10 protein-coding genes are annotated in these 14,010 nt (G+C 71.8%); 6 read left to right on the top strand and 4 right to left on the bottom strand.

Annotation, left to right across the window (positions count from 1 at the left end):
* Positions 1-988: hypothetical protein (locus M1L56_RS14870; RefSeq protein ID WP_248599829.1), on the bottom strand; the 988-nt coding region annotated here is incomplete at its 3' end.
* A gap of 205 nt (positions 989-1,193) precedes the next feature.
* Positions 1,194-2,627: a CCA tRNA nucleotidyltransferase gene (locus M1L56_RS14875; protein ID WP_248599830.1), complete on the bottom strand. Its 1,434-nt coding sequence runs from the start codon at positions 2,625-2,627 to the stop codon at positions 1,194-1,196.
* Between the two features lie 165 nt (positions 2,628-2,792).
* Between M1L56_RS14875 and M1L56_RS14880 the strand changes: the two genes are divergently transcribed.
* The 6 genes from M1L56_RS14880 to M1L56_RS14905 all read left to right on the top strand — a co-directional run bounded on the left by M1L56_RS14880 (position 2,793) and on the right by M1L56_RS14905 (position 10,706).
* A complete protein-coding gene (locus tag M1L56_RS14880; RefSeq protein WP_248599831.1) occupies positions 2,793-5,045 on the top strand; it encodes a DUF6049 family protein in 2,253 nt (750 codons plus the stop codon).
* On the top strand, positions 5,038-6,660 hold the full coding sequence (murJ, locus tag M1L56_RS14885) for a murein biosynthesis integral membrane protein MurJ (protein WP_067947528.1): 1,623 nt from the start codon (positions 5,038-5,040) through the stop codon (positions 6,658-6,660). Before M1L56_RS14880 ends, murJ begins: the two co-directional genes overlap by 8 nt.
* A gap of 127 nt (positions 6,661-6,787) precedes the next feature.
* The gene (gene trxB, locus M1L56_RS14890) at positions 6,788-7,795 is read left to right on the top strand and encodes a thioredoxin-disulfide reductase (protein WP_248599832.1); all 1,008 of its coding nucleotides are present in this window, start codon (positions 6,788-6,790) and stop codon (positions 7,793-7,795) included.
* 73 nt (positions 7,796-7,868) lie between these two features.
* Positions 7,869-8,192, top strand: a complete 324-nt coding sequence (trxA, locus tag M1L56_RS14895) for a thioredoxin (protein ID WP_067947531.1) — start codon at positions 7,869-7,871, stop codon at positions 8,190-8,192.
* Between the two features lie 214 nt (positions 8,193-8,406).
* Positions 8,407-9,729: a PLP-dependent aminotransferase family protein gene (locus M1L56_RS14900; protein ID WP_067947533.1), complete on the top strand. Its 1,323-nt coding sequence runs from the start codon at positions 8,407-8,409 to the stop codon at positions 9,727-9,729.
* A 17-nt stretch (positions 9,730-9,746) separates the two neighbouring features.
* A complete protein-coding gene (locus M1L56_RS14905; protein WP_248599833.1) occupies positions 9,747-10,706 on the top strand; it encodes an ATP-grasp domain-containing protein in 960 nt (319 codons plus the stop codon).
* A gap of 33 nt (positions 10,707-10,739) precedes the next feature.
* Here the strand turns inward: M1L56_RS14905 and M1L56_RS14910 are convergent, their stop codons facing one another.
* Positions 10,740-11,714 (bottom strand): ParB/RepB/Spo0J family partition protein, encoded by a 975-nt coding sequence (locus tag M1L56_RS14910; protein WP_248599834.1) that lies wholly within the window; start codon positions 11,712-11,714, stop codon positions 10,740-10,742.
* Positions 11,714-12,781, bottom strand: a complete 1,068-nt coding sequence (locus M1L56_RS14915) for a ParA family protein (RefSeq protein ID WP_374257000.1) — start codon at positions 12,779-12,781, stop codon at positions 11,714-11,716. The genes M1L56_RS14910 and M1L56_RS14915 overlap by 1 nt, the downstream gene beginning before the upstream one ends.
* Positions 12,782-14,010 lie beyond the last annotated feature (1,229 nt).

The following is a 14,010-nucleotide window of genomic DNA, read 5'->3' on the forward strand; positions in this document are numbered from 1 at the left end:
CACGGGAGTCCGGCCGCGATGAGCTCGTCGCGCAGGCCGACCGCCCCGCCGGTGACGTCCGACCAAGTCCAGCGAGCGACCTCGCGTCCGTGGTGGCGCTTGAGGCGGCGCTCGCGCTCCTTCTCGCGCCACAGCACCTCCGCCGGCAGCGCGCCCCGCAGGTACTCGTCCGCCGAGTACTTGACGAAACCGTCGAACTCCCGCTGACGCCGAACTCCGGCCAGTCGAAGTCCACGACGGCCACCGAACCGTCCGGGTCGACGAATCGGCGTTGCAGCAGCGGCGGCGGGAACCCGAGGAGGTGGATGTGCGCCCGGCTGAGGGATTCGCCGGCACTCGCCGCCAGTGGGTCGCCGAGTTCGATCGCCCTGCGCGCCGTTCGGGTCCCGCGTCCGGCCGATGTCACCAGCTCGACCAGGTCATCCCGGCGCACCCCGCCGAGCCGGATCGGATCGGCGGACCGCACCTGCCCGTCGACGAACCGCCACGGCAACGTGCGGGTCGCGGGTCGCAGGGCCGCGTCGACGGCGGCCATCGCCGCCGGAAACGCTCGGGAGCGGGCGAGGTCGGCGGTGGTCCGCGCGAGGTCGGTGGTGCGAACCCCGTGCACTCGAGTCACCTGGTCTTCCCGCAGGACTCCCCGGTACCACCGGACGGCCGTCGATGATGCGGGCGGCGTGCGATCGGTGGTCGACAGGTGGACCCAGGAGGGGAGCGGGCGAGCCGTCGGCAGGCCGAGCAGCAGGGCAGCGCTCTCGCCCACCAGCACGGGGTCGTCCGGGCGTCGCCGAAGCGTGGCCGCGATCTGCAGGAGGTGCCGCTGCTCCGGTGTCAGCGCCATCCATGCCGAGCGCTCGGCGTACGCCCCGGGTAGGACGCGAAGCAGCTCTCCGTTCGCGGCTTCGCGCTGCAATCGCCGAGCGGATCGGCCCGACCCCAGCTCGTCGGCGACGTAGGAGATCGGAATGGGGAACTCGTGAGCCGTCATGCGCCCACGCTCGCGAGTCCCGCTGCACGGCGCGGGCGTCCCGGCGGCATCTGTGCGCCCCCGCCGCGGATGCCGGGTTGGGCAGGAGCAGTGGGCGCGAGCGCGCGTCTCCACGACGGGCGCGCGACCGCGGCCACGCGCGCTCGTCGCGAACCTGCGCGCTCAGACTTGGTCGGGCGAGCGCGGGCGGGGGGAGGGGAGCGGGTCAGGCCTCGCCGCGGGCGGCCCACCAGGCGAGGAGGCGCTCGCGTGCGGCATCCGTGCCGATGGGGCCCTCGTCGAGCCGCACGTCGAGGAGGTACTTGTACGCCTCGCCGACCACCGGCCCCGGACGGATGCCGAGCGTCGCCATGATCTCCTGCCCGTCGAGCTCGGGGCGGACTGCGGCGAGCTCCTCCTCCTCCGCGAGGCGGGCGATGCGCTCCTCGAGGTCGTCGTACGCGAAGCCGAGGCGGTCGGCCTTGCGGCGGTTGCGCGTCGTGACATCCGCTCGGGTGAGGATGTGCAGGCGCTCGAGCTGGTCGCCGGCGTCGCGCACGTAGCGGCGCACCGCCGAGTCGGACCACGCGCCGTCCGTGTAGCCGAAGAACCGCAGGTGCAGCTCGATCAGGCGCGCGACCGCCTTGATGGTGTCGTTGTCGAACCGAAGTTCGCGCAGGCGCTTCTTGGCGAGCTTGGCGCCGACGATGTCGTGGTGGTGGAACGACACGGCCCCGCCCGGCTCGAGCCGGCGCGTGGCGGGCTTGCCGATGTCGTGCAGCAACGCGGCGAGTCGCACGACGAGGTCCGGCGACTCGAGCCGACCGCGCGACACCTCGTAGTCGATGGCCTGGTCGAGCACCGTGAGCGAGTGCTCGTAGACGTCCTTGTGGTGGTGGTGCTCGTCGATCTCGAGCTTCAGGGCGGGGATCTCGGGCAGCACGCGCGCGGCGATCCCGGTGTCGACGAGCAGGCGGATGCCGCGCCGCGGGGCATCGGTGCAGAGCAGCTTCGACAGCTCGTCGCGCACGCGCTCCGCCGAGATGCGGTCGATCTCGGGGGCGAGCGCCGACATCGCCGCGAGGGTGCCCTCCTCGACCTCGAACCCGAGCTGGGACGCGAAGCGTGCGGCGCGCATCATCCGCAGCGGGTCGTCGCCGAACGACACCTCGGGCTCGGACGGCGTGCGGAGGACGCCGGCGATGAGGTCCTCGACGCCGCCCGACGGGTCGACCAGCGCGATCTGCGGCAGGCGCAGCGCGAGCGCGTTGACGGTGAAGTCGCGGCGGACGAGGTCGTCCTCGAGCGAGGTGCCGAAGACGACCTCGGGCTTGCGGGACGTGCCGTCGTACGCGTCCGCGCGGTACGTGGTGATCTCGACCGTGTGGCCGTGGACCTTCGCCCCGATGGTGCCGAAGTCGCGGCCGATGTCCCAGTGCGCCTCGGCGATGGGCTTGACGACCTCGAGGATCTCGTCGGGCGTGGCATCCGTGGTGAAGTCGAGGTCGTTGGTGCCGCGACCGAGGAACGCGTCGCGCACCGGCCCGCCCACGAGCGCGAGCTCGTACCCGGCGGCGGCGAACGCCTCGGCGAGCTTCGCGACGGTCGGCGAGGCCGCGAGACCACTGAGGCGGTCGAGGGCCTGCGCCACGCTCTGCATTGCTCCATGTTAGGCAGGGCGGCGAGGGCGATGCGTCGCGCGCCCGGCCCGCGAACCGGGGGCGGGCCGCCGAGACGTGGGTGACGGATGCCGCGAGGCGAACGGTGACGGACGCCCCATCCACACCCGACGGGCTCAGGGACGGCACGCCGTAGAATCGCTCGCATGCCGGCCGAGTCGACCACTCCTCGACGCCTCCGCCGACTCCTCGCCTTCACCGCGTCCGCGGCGATGTCCGCGCTCGTCGCGATGGGCGCCGCGGCTCCTGCCGCGGCAGCGTCCGCCGCCGCAGGCGTCGGTCCCGGCGGCCTCGGCGTCGTCGGCGTCGTCGCGCCCGCCGCACGGAACGGGTCGGGCCTGACGGCCGAGGCGACGGAGGACGGGGTGCGCGTCAGCGTGGCCCCCGCGGGTGCGACGGCCGTCGTCGCGGGGGCGGGCATCGACGTGGTCGTCGAGGTCGTCAACCGCACCGGCGAGGCGCTCGGCGCCGGCACGATCGCGCTGGACGTCGCGACGTCGGCGGTCTCCGACGCCGCGGACGTCGACGCCTGGTCCACGGGCGACTCCGCGGAGCGGCCCGAGGCGCGACGCGTCGCCGAGCGGGCCTCGGCCTCGCTGGCCGCCGGTGCCGCGACGACGCTCACGTTCACCATCCCACCGGATGCCACGGGGGAGTCCTGGCCCGCCGTGGGCGTCGCCGCGTCGCTCGAGATCGACGGCGACACGGTCGCCGCATCCACGTCGGTGCTCGCGAACTCGCGGGTCCCCGCCGCCGACCCGGTTGGCCTCGCGCTCGCGTACCCGCTCACGACGCCGCCGATCGAGGAGGGCCTGATCCCGGCGGAGCGCCTCGAGGCGTGGACGGCGCCGACCGGCGCGCTCACCCGCCAGTTGGAGGCGGTCTCCGGCGCCGCCGTCGCGATCGGCGTCGATCCCCGGATCCCCGCGTCGATCCGCGTGCTCGGCTCGTCCGCCCCGCAGACCGCCGTCGAGTGGCTCGCCGAGCTCGAGCGGATGCCGAACGAGGTGTTCCCGCTCGCCTACGCCGACGCCGACCTCGCCGCGCAGGCGCAGGCCGGGCTGGACGCGCCGCTCGAGCCGCTCGGCTTCGACGATGCGATCGACCCGGCCGACTTCACCGAGGGCGGCGAGGAGGACGGCACCACCGCGTCCCCCGGCCGGATCCCCGACGCGGAGGCGCTCCTCGACTGGACCTTCACGCGCACCGACATCGCCTGGCCGGCCGATGACACCGTCGCATCGGGCGACCTCGACGTCTTCGCCGCGGGCGGGCTCACGACCGCCATCCTCTCGCCCGGCAACGTCGAGCCCGTCGAGGACGCGGTGAGCGCCGGCGCGACGATCGACGGTCGCGCGGCCGCGGTCGCGGACGCCCGGGTGACGCCGGCGCTGCGCCGGGCCGCGGACGCGGCATCCGACACGGAATGGCGCGCCGCGACCTCGCGGGTGCTCGCCGAGCTCGCACTGGCGGCCGACGAGGGCGTCTCCACGGTCCTCGGCACGTTCGGACGCTCGGGAGGCGACGGCTCGGACCGCGTCGCCGCGACGCTGTCGGCGCTGGCCTCCACGCCCTGGTCGCAGCCGGCGACGCTCGTGGACACCGTCGGCGCGCCGCCCGTCGAGCGCACGCTCGTCTCCACGGCCGAATCGCAGCAGCGCCTCGACAACGTGGGTCGCATGCTCACCGCCGAGCAGGCGGTGGCCGACTTCTCCGACGTGCTCGTCGACCCGAGCGTGCTCACCGCGCCGACCCGGCGCGACCTGCTCGCACTGCTGTCCACGGGATGGATCCCGCAGCCGACCGAGTGGACCGCCGCCGTGGGGCGCTGGCTCGTCGACCGTCGCGCCATCACCGACGCCGTGTCGGTCGTCTCGAGCAGCACCGTGCTGGTCGTCGCGAGCGAGACCGGCATCCCGATCACCATCCTCAACGCGCTCCCGTACCCCGTCGAGGTGGTCGTCTCCGTCGCCCCGTCGAACGGCCGGCTCATCGTCGAGGACTCCGTCGACGTCACCGTCGAGCCCGAGACGCGCAGCACGGTGAGCGTTCCGGTGGCCGCGGGCGTCGGCAGCGGCGAGGTGAACCTCGAGGTCTCGCTCGCCTCGCCCGACGGCACGCCCATCGGCGACGCGGTCATCGTGCCCGCCAACGTGCAGGCCGACTGGGAAGGCGTCGGCGCGGCGGTGCTCGCGGCGATCGCCGTGGCGGTGTTCGCGATCGGCGTGCTGCGCAGCGTGCGCCGGCGCCGGCGCGACCGCGGGGCGGGCGCCGAGGGCGCCGCGGGTCCGGCGGAGACGGACGCCGCGGGTCCGGACGCCGAGCCCGAGAGCAGGGTAGCGTTCGACACCGCAGCACCCGAGCACACCGAGACCACCGAGGAACGACCGAATGGCTGAAGACCGGATCGCCCGAGCGAGTCTCTTCCTGGCGTCCGGCACGATCGTGTCGCGCCTGCTCGGGTTCCTCAAGGCCATCGTGCTCGCGGGCGTGGTCGGCGTCGCCTACTCGCAGAGCGCCGACGCGTTCGCCATCGCCAACGGCCTGCCGAGCATCCTGTTCGCCATCGTCGCGGGCGGCGTGCTGAGCGCGGTGCTCGTGCCGCAGATCGTGCGCGCGAGCGTGCACGCCGACGGCGGCGCCGCCTACGTCAATAAGCTGCTGACGCTCGCGCTCGTGCTCATCGGCGCGGCGACGATCCTCGCGACCGCGGCGGCACCGCTGCTCGTCCTGCTCTGGGGCGGGAGCAACCCGTCGATCGTGCCGCTCGCGACGGCGTTCGCGTTCTGGAGCCTGCCCCAGATCTTCTTCTACGGCCTGTACGCGCTGCTCGGCGAGGTGCTCAACGCCCGCCGCAACTTCGGCCCGTACACCTGGGTGCCCGCGCTGAACAACCTCGTCGCGATCGCCGGCTTCCTCATCTTCGGCTTCGTCTTCGGCTTCGACCCGACCGGCCAGCGCACGCCCGACGACTGGACCGCCGCGATGGTCGCGACGCTCGCCGGCTCCGCCACGCTCGGCATCGTGACGCAGGCGGTGTCGCTGTTCTGGTTCTGGCGACGCATCGGGCTGCGCTACCGACCGGACTTCCACTGGCGCGGCGTCGGCCTGCGGTCGGCGGGACGCATGGCCGGCTGGACCTTCGGCATGCTGCTGCTGTCGACGGCCGCGGGCATCGTGCAGACGCAGGTGGTCGCGACGGCGTCCAACCAGGGCGCGGCGAACGCGGCGATGGACACCGCCTGGCTGATCTTCATGCTCCCGCACTCGGTCATCACGGTGTCGATCGCGACCGCCTACTTCACGCGCATGAGCGAGCACGGGCGCGACGGCCGACACGAGCTGCTGCTCCACGACCTGACCTCGGCCGCCCGCACGGTCGTGACCCTGCTCGCGTTCGCCTCCGTGGCGCTCATCGTCATCGCGTACCCGTTCGCACGCGTCTTCCAGTCGGGCGACTTCGCGCTCGTCGCCGCCGTCGCCGACGTCATCATCGCGTTCGCGATCGGACTCGTCGGGTTCAGCGTGCTGTTCCTCGTGCAGCGCACGTTCTACGCGCTGAACGACACCCGCACGCCCTTCTTCTTCACGCTCTTCCAGGTGCTCGTCTTCACCACCCTCGCCCTCGTGGCGCTCGCGACGCTTCCGAAGGAATGGCTCGCCGTGGGCGTCGCGGCCTCGACGACCATCGCCGGAGGCCTGCAGCTCGCCGCCGCGCTCGTGCTGCTCCGACGGCGCCTCGGGACGATCGGCATCCGTTCGGTCGCCGTGTCGCTCGGGCGCGCGATGGCGGCGCTCATCGTCCCCGCCGCCGTGGGCGTCGCCCTCGTCTGGTGGCTCGGCGGCTTCGAGGAGGGCGGGTTCGCGGTGTCAGACCGCATCAGCGCGCTGCTGTCCATGGCCCTCGTCGGCACGGTCATGGCGGTGCTGTACGCGGCCTTCCTCCTGCTGTTCCGCTCACCCGAGTTCCGGGCTCTCGCGGTCCCCGTCGTCAGCCGCCTCCGTCGCCGCTGAGCGAGCTGGGAGCGGCCTGCGAGCCGCGCCGTGGGCCGGAATAGCGGCCGCCTAGACTGTGTTCACCTAGTCGTGGCATCCGCTCGGTAGGATGCCGCGAATCATCGCAGGACGAACAGGAGCGGGTTTGCGCGACATCATCATCATCGGTTCGGGACCGGCCGGGTTCACCGCCGCGATCTACGCCGCGCGCGCCGAGCTGAAGCCGCTCCTCATCGCCAGCTCGGTCGAGATCGGCGGCGAGCTGATGAACACGACCGAGGTCGAGAACTTCCCCGGCTTCCCCGAGGGCATCATGGGGCCCGACCTCATGGGCAAGATGCAGGCCCAGGCCGAGCGGTTCGGCACCGAGGTCGTCTACGACGACGTCGTGGAGCTCGACGTCGAGGGCCCGGTCAAGCGGGTCAAGCTGGGCAACGGAGGCGAGCACGAGGCTCGCGCCGTGATCTTCGCGACGGGATCGGCCTACCGCAAGCTCGGGCTGCCCGAGGAGGAGCGACTCTCCGGCTACGGCCTCTCGTGGTGCGCCACGTGCGACGGCTTCTTCTTCCGCGAGAAGACGATCGCCGTGGTCGGCGGCGGCGACTCCGCGATGGAGGAGGCGACGTTCCTCACCCGCTTCGCCGACAAGGTCTACGTGATCCACCGCCGCGACGAGCTCAAGGCGTCGAAGATCATGCAGAAGCGCGCGTTCGACAACCCCAAGATCGAGTTCATCTGGAACGCCGAGGTCGCCGCCATCCTGGGCGATGCTCAGGTCAGCGGCGTCACCCTGCGCGACACCGTGACCGGTGAGGAGCGCGCGCTCGACCTCGACGGGCTGTTCGTGGCGATCGGCAACGACCCGCGCACGCACCTCGTGCACGGCAAGCTCGACCTCACGCACGAGGGCACCATCGCGGTGCAGGGTCGCTCGTCGCGGACCTCGGTGCCGGGTGTCTTCGCCGCGGGCGACGTCATCGACCCGACCTACCGGCAGGCCGTGACGGCCGCCGGATCGGGCACCGTGGCGGCGCTCGACGCCGAGCACTACCTCGCCGCGCTCGACGACACCGACGACCAGCCGGCGGCCGCCGAGGCCGAGGCCATCGAGGTGGACGAGGCCGTCGCCGCCGACCTGGCGCGCGTCGACTGAGTATTCCGACCGCAGCATCCGTGCTCGGCGTCCGACGCCGGCGGCATCCGCTTCACGCAAAGGAGAGAGACACATGACTGCACGTGCAGTGACCGAGGCCACCTTCGACCAGGAGGTGCTCAAGAACGACCGAGCCGTGCTCGTCGACTTCTGGGCCGAGTGGTGCGGTCCGTGCCGCGCCGTGAGCCCCATCCTCGACCAGATCGCGACCGAGCACTCCGACAAGCTCGACATCGTCAAGCTCAACGTCGACGAGAACCCCGGCCTGGCCATGAAGTACCAGATCACCGCCATTCCCGCGATGAAGGTGTTCAAGGGCGGGGAGGTCGTGCACACGGTGATCGGCGCGAAGCCGAAGCCCGCGCTCGAGGCCGACCTGGCCGAGTTCATCGGCTGAGTCCGCTCCACTCGTCACGGCCCGTCCCGGTTCATCCGGGGCAGGCCGTCGTCGTCTCCGCGCATTCCCGGCGATCGGCGTCGCTCGGCCCCCGGCATGTCGAACCGATGCCGCGTGCGGCATGCACGCGCGCCGCGTCACGCAGCGGCATCCGCTTCGGGCCCCTCGCCGGCTGCTGACTAGCATGGGAACCCTGAGCAGAACGGAACCAGCAGTGACCCCTGACGGAGTGCCCCAGCGGACCGGCAACAACCTCGACCCCTGGTATGCGAACTACGCCGAGCGAGCCGCCGGCTTCGCCGCCTCCGAGGTGCGCGCCCTCTTCGCCGTCGCCTCCCGCCCCGAGGTCGTGTCGCTCGCCGGCGGGATGCCGTACGTGTCGGCGCTGCCGCAGGAGCTCATCACCTCGGCGTTCGAGCAGGTGATGCGCGAGCAGGGCCCGGTGGCGCTGCAGTACGGGTCCGGTCAGGGCATCCCGACGCTGCGCGAGCACATCGTCGAGGTGATGTCGCTGGAGGGCATCCGCGGCTCCGTGGACAACGTGGTGACCTCGACCGGCTCGCAGCAGGCCCTCGACCTCGTCGCCAAGCTCTTCCTCGACCCCGGCGACGTGGTGCTCGCCGAGGCGCCCTCCTACGTCGGTGCGATGGGCGTCTTCCGCTCCTATCAGGCGTCGGTGGTCCACGTCGCGATGGACGACGACGGCCTGATCCCGGAGGCGCTCCGCCAGACCATCGCGCACCTGCGCGGCCAGGGTCGACGGATCAAGTTCCTCTACACGATCCCGAACTTCCACAACCCGGCGGGGGTCACCCTCTCGGCCGAGCGGCGCCCGGAGATCCTCGAGATCTGCCGTTCCAACGAGATCCTCGTCCTGGAGGACAACCCGTACGGCCTCCTGCACTTCGACGAACCGGCGCCGCACGCCCTGCGCTCGATGGACGCCGAGGGGGTCATCTACCTCGGGTCGTTCTCGAAGACGCTGGCGCCCGGGTTCCGGGTGGGTTGGGCGCTGGCGCCGCACGCGATCCGCGAGAAGCTCATCCTCGCAGCGGAGTCGGCGATCCTGTCGCCGTCGTCCTTCAGTCAGCTCGTCGTTTCGGAGTACCTGTCGCAGGCGGACTGGCGCGGCCAGATCGACGCGTTCCGCGGTGTCTACCGCGAACGCAAGGACGCGATGATCGAGGCGCTGGGGGAGTACCTGCCGCAGCTGTCGTGGACCAACCCCAACGGCGGGTTCTACGTCTGGGTGACGCTGCCGGACGTCCTCGACTCGAAGCAGATGCTTCCCCGCGCGGTGCGCGAGCTGGTCGCGTACACGCCCGGCACGGCGTTCTTCGCCGACGGCCGCGGTCGGCACGCCATCCGCCTCTCGTTCTGCTATCCCACGCCCGACGCGATCCGGCTCGGGATCCGGCGCCTGGCCACGGTGGTCAACGGCGAGCTCGACCTGCTCGACACGTTCGCCGGCACCGGCCCACTGCAGCTGCCCGATCGCCCGGGCATCGAACCCGCCCCGCCCACCGACCTCAAGTAGCGGAGAAGTCCCTGATCATGAGCGAATCCACTGGTCTCTCCGTCGTCGTCCTCGCGGGCGGCATCTCGCACGAGCGCGATGTCTCGCTGCGGTCGGGCCGACGCGTCGCCGACGCGCTCATCGAGGCGGGCCACCGCGTCGAGGTCCGCGATCCGGATGCCGGACTCCTCCCGTACCTCGCCGAGCGCCGCCCGGATGCGGTGTTCCCGGCGCTGCACGGATCGAGCGGCGAGGACGGCTCCCTGCTCGAGCTGCTCGCGGCCCTCGGCGTGCCGACCGTCGGTTCGACGGGCGCGGCCGCCCGCCGCGCCTGGTCCAAGCCCGTGGCGAGCTCGCTCGTCGCGCAGGCGGGCATCGCCGTGCCCGAGTCGATCGTGCTCTCGCACGAGGCGTTCCGCGAACTCGGCGCCTCGAGCGTGCTCCGAGTCGTGCGCGCGGCGATGCAGGGCGACCTGGTCGTGAAGCCCGCGTCGGGCGGTTCGGCCCAGGGCGTCTCCATCGTGGACGACCCGACGGAGTTGCCGCGGGCCATGGTCGAGGCGTTCACATACGCCGAAGTCGCCATCGTGGAGCGTCGCATCGTGGGGACCGAGATCGCCGTCGCCGTGATCGGGACCGGTGACGAGGCGCGCGCGCTGACGGCGGTCGAGATCGTGCCCACGACCGGGGTCTACTCGTTCCAGGAACGCTACAACGCGGGGGAGACCACGTTCTTCGCTCCGAGCCGGCTCGATGATGCGGTCGTCGACGCCGCGACGGATGCCGCGCTGCTGGCCCACCGCACGCTCGGGCTCAGGGATCTGTCGCGCGTCGACCTGATCGTCGACGGACAGGGCACGCCGTGGTTCCTCGAGGCGAACGTGCTGCCCGGGCTCACGGAGACGTCGCTGCTCCCGCTCGCCATCGAGGCGTCCGGCGCGACGGCGTCGGCGGTCTACGACGAACTCGTGCGCGCGGCGGTCGCCCGCGACGCGTAGCTCCTGCCTGGACCGCGGAGCGGCCCGTCCGCGTCAGAGTCCTTCGAGGTCCGCGCCGAGTTCGGTGAGGATCCGGCGAAGGTCCTGAACGGTCGCGAAATCGATGCTGATCTGGCCCTTTCGTGCGCCGAGGGTGATCTTGACCCGGGTGTCGAGGCGATCGCCGAGGCGGCCCGAGAGGTCGTCGAGGAACTCCTGACGCTTCCCAGCGGCCGGCTTCGGTCGCCCGGGCTTCGGAGTTTCAGCCACGATGGCCTCGGCAGCCCGCACCGAGAGGTCCTCGTTGACGATCTTGTCGGCCAGACGCTGCATGGCCTCCGGGTCGCCGGCCGCCAGGATGGCGCGCGCGTGGCCGGCACTGAGCACGCCGGCCGCCACGCGCATCTGCACCGGCTCGGGCAGCTTGAGGAGACGGAGGGTGTTCGAGATCTGCGGGCGTGAGCGGCCGATCCTCGTCGCCAGCTCCTCCTGGGTGATGCCGAAGTCGGCGAGGAGTTGCTGGTACGCACTCGCCTCCTCGAGCGGGTTCAGCTGCGATCGATGCAGGTTCTCGAGGAGCGCATCGCGCAGCATCGCCTCGTTGGCCGTGTCCTTGATGACCGCCGGAATGGAGTCGAGGCCGGCTGCCTTCGTCGCGCGCAGGCGCCGCTCGCCCATCACGAGCTCGTACTTGCCCGCCTGGTCGGGGTGCGGTCGCACCACGATCGGCTGGAGGACGCCGAATTCCTTGACGCTGTGGATCAGCTCGGCGAGGTCCTCCTCGTCGAACACGGTGCGCGGCTGCTGGGCGTTCGGGACGATGTCGTGCGGGTTCAGCCGAGCGAGGTGCGCCCCAGGAACGGTCACGAGGTTGGCATCCGCGGCGTTCTCGACGGCCTCGACGGCTGCCTTGGGGGCCTCGCTGTCGGGGAAGAAGACATCCACCGGCCGAGTGGCGCGCGGGGCGTCGTCGGTGGTGGGGATGAGCGCGCCGATACCGCGGCCGAGGCCGGTCCGCTTCGTTGCCATCAGTTGGTCTCCTTGCTCTCCGACGCACCACGCCGGGCGATCTCTGCGGCAGCCTCGCGGTACGACAGCGAGCCGCTCGACGCGAAGTCGTAGCTGATCACGCTCTGCCCGTAGCTCGGCGCCTCGGACACTCGAACGGACCGAGGGATGATCGTGTCGAGCGTCTGGGTGGGGAAGTGGTCGCGAACCTCCTGCGCGACCTGCTGCGCGAGGTTGGTGCGCGAGTCGTACATCGTCAGCAGGATCGTGCTGAGGCGAAGTTCGGGATTGAGGTGCTTCTCGATCAGTTCGATATTGCTGAGCAGCTGCGACAGGCCCTCGAGTGCGTAGTACTCGCACTGGATCGGGATGAGCACCTCGCGCGCCGCGACGAACGCGTTGATCGTGAGCAGGCCCAACGACGGCGGGCAGTCGATGAAGACGTAGTCGTACGGCCGCTCCATCGTCTCGAGGTGGGCATCGAGCGCTCGGCGGAGGCGTTGCTCCCGCGCGACCAATGACACGAGTTCGATCTCGGCTCCGGCGAGGTGGATCGTGGCCGGCACGCAATCCAGCCGCTCGTGCTCGCTCGACGTCTGGATCACCTCGGCGAGGGGCAGGTCGGAGACGAGGACTTCGTAGACGCTCTGTCGCTCCGACCGGTGGTCGACGCCGAGGGCCGTCGATGCGTTGCCCTGCGGGTCGAGGTCGATCACGAGCACGCGGGCGCCGGCTCGAGCGAGGGCCGCGGCCAGGTTCACGGCGGACGTGGTCTTGCCGACGCCGCCCTTCTGGTTCGAGATCGTCAGGACGCGCGTCGACGGGGGCAGGGGCAGAACCGCCTCATCGAGCGCGAGGCGCCGGCGGGTCTCGTCGGCAATCTGATCGGCCAGGGGGGTTCCTCCGTCTGCGTGGGGTGTTTCACGTGAAACATCGGTGGCGAGCGTATCGCCTGCGGGGTGGGCTGCGGCGGACGGCGGCACTACCTCGGCGGTGCCCGCCGTCGCCGACGGGCGGTCGACCGATTCGTCCGCGTCTCGCGCTTCGCCTTGGGAAGGGTACTCCACCGGCTGCGCCGGTCGCGCCATCGTCACGGGCGCCTCGATGTCGATCGGCGGCGCCGGTCTTTCGCCGGCGACGTCACCTTCCGTGGTCGGCGCGTCCGAGGGGAGTCCGGGCGATGCGGTGGATGCGTCCTCCGCGGGGTCTGCGCTCGAGGCGTCGGCGGTCGGGGCGGGGGCCTCTGGCGACTCGCCCAGGTGCGCGGCGCTGTCGTCAGCGGCCACCGGCGAGGCGACGAGAGTGGTCGGCGCCGGAGCGGCTGAAGCGGATTCAGCCGCGGCTTCGCGGGATTCGGGCTCGTCTCGGCTCGGCTGCAGGCTCGACACCGTCTCGGCCGTCGCGTCGCCCACGATCTCCCGGATGATCTCCTCGAGCAGGCGGTCGGGGGCGCTGGACGGCAGGGGAGTGGGCGCTGTCGCGCTGGGCGATCCCTCGTCGTTGAGCGCAGCCGCGGTGGCGGCATCCCAGTCATATGCGGCCCTCGGTGCCGCCGGCTGCGGTGACGCAGGGGCCTCGACGGGTGTGCGGCCCGGTCCGTGGGCGACCGGAGACGAAGGCTGCGGGGCGGCCGTCGCGCTCGTCAGGCGGGGCTCCGGCCCGGCGGTCGGCCCGATCGGCCCGGTCGACCCTGGTTGATCGTCCGTTGACGGCGCGCTCGGCGGGTCGGACGGTCCATCGTTGCGCGACGGATTCACGAGGTCGTCGAATGCGCGGCGATCACCACGCGGTTCCGCGTAGGCGGTGGGCATGAATTCCGACGACGGCGCGTCGCCGCCGTGCGTTTCGTACGCCTCGATCCGACTCGGCTCGGGTGCGGCGGGCGCTGGCGTCGGCTCCGGTCGCGGCTTTCGTCGATGGAACCAGCCGCGTCCCCCACCGTTCGCCATTCCCACTCCAGACCTGCCGTCGAGATCGCCGCCATCGGGCCGGCTGCGTTCTTCGAGTTCCAAGCCTAACCGCCGCATCGGACGCGGGAACGGCGACGCCCCGGCCGTCCGTCGCCGTCCGCCATCGCGACCGCGCCTCGACCTTCGAGCGCCCGGCGACTCAGGCGTTTCACGTGAAACGCCCCATCGGGTTTCGCGCGCTCGTCTGCTTCTGGCGCCCTCCGCTCCGCGACGGGCCCGCCCGGGCCCGCCATGAATGCCCCGTAGCCGCTCCGCCGGCGACGGAGAGACATCTCGGGCAGCTCCCTATGAGAACGGGAGAAGAATGGCCCCTATTGATCGTCACGCCCGCGGGAGCGTGGCGCAGG

Origin of the sequence: Agromyces sp. C10 (genome assembly GCF_023217995.1) — a bacterium.
Lineage (GTDB): Bacteria > Actinomycetota > Actinomycetes > Actinomycetales > Microbacteriaceae > Agromyces > Agromyces indicus.

What these genes read in the sequence shown, in the direction of transcription:
- M1L56_RS14875 (WP_248599830.1), bottom strand. Translation starts at nt 2,627, where the DNA reads ATGCAGAGCGTGGCGCAGGCCCTCGACCGCCTCAGTGGTCTCGCGGCC.
- M1L56_RS14880 (WP_248599831.1), top strand. Translation starts at nt 2,793, where the DNA reads ATGCCGGCCGAGTCGACCACTCCTCGACGCCTCCGCCGACTCCTCGCC.
- murJ (WP_067947528.1), top strand. Translation starts at nt 5,038, where the DNA reads ATGGCTGAAGACCGGATCGCCCGAGCGAGTCTCTTCCTGGCGTCCGGC.
- trxA (WP_067947531.1), top strand. Translation starts at nt 7,869, where the DNA reads ATGACTGCACGTGCAGTGACCGAGGCCACCTTCGACCAGGAGGTGCTC.
- M1L56_RS14905 (WP_248599833.1), top strand. Translation starts at nt 9,747, where the DNA reads ATGAGCGAATCCACTGGTCTCTCCGTCGTCGTCCTCGCGGGCGGCATC.
- M1L56_RS14910 (WP_248599834.1), bottom strand. Translation starts at nt 11,714, where the DNA reads ATGGCAACGAAGCGGACCGGCCTCGGCCGCGGTATCGGCGCGCTCATC.
- M1L56_RS14915 (WP_374257000.1), bottom strand. Translation starts at nt 12,781, where the DNA reads ATGGCGCGACCGGCGCAGCCGGTGGAGTACCCTTCCCAAGGCGAAGCG.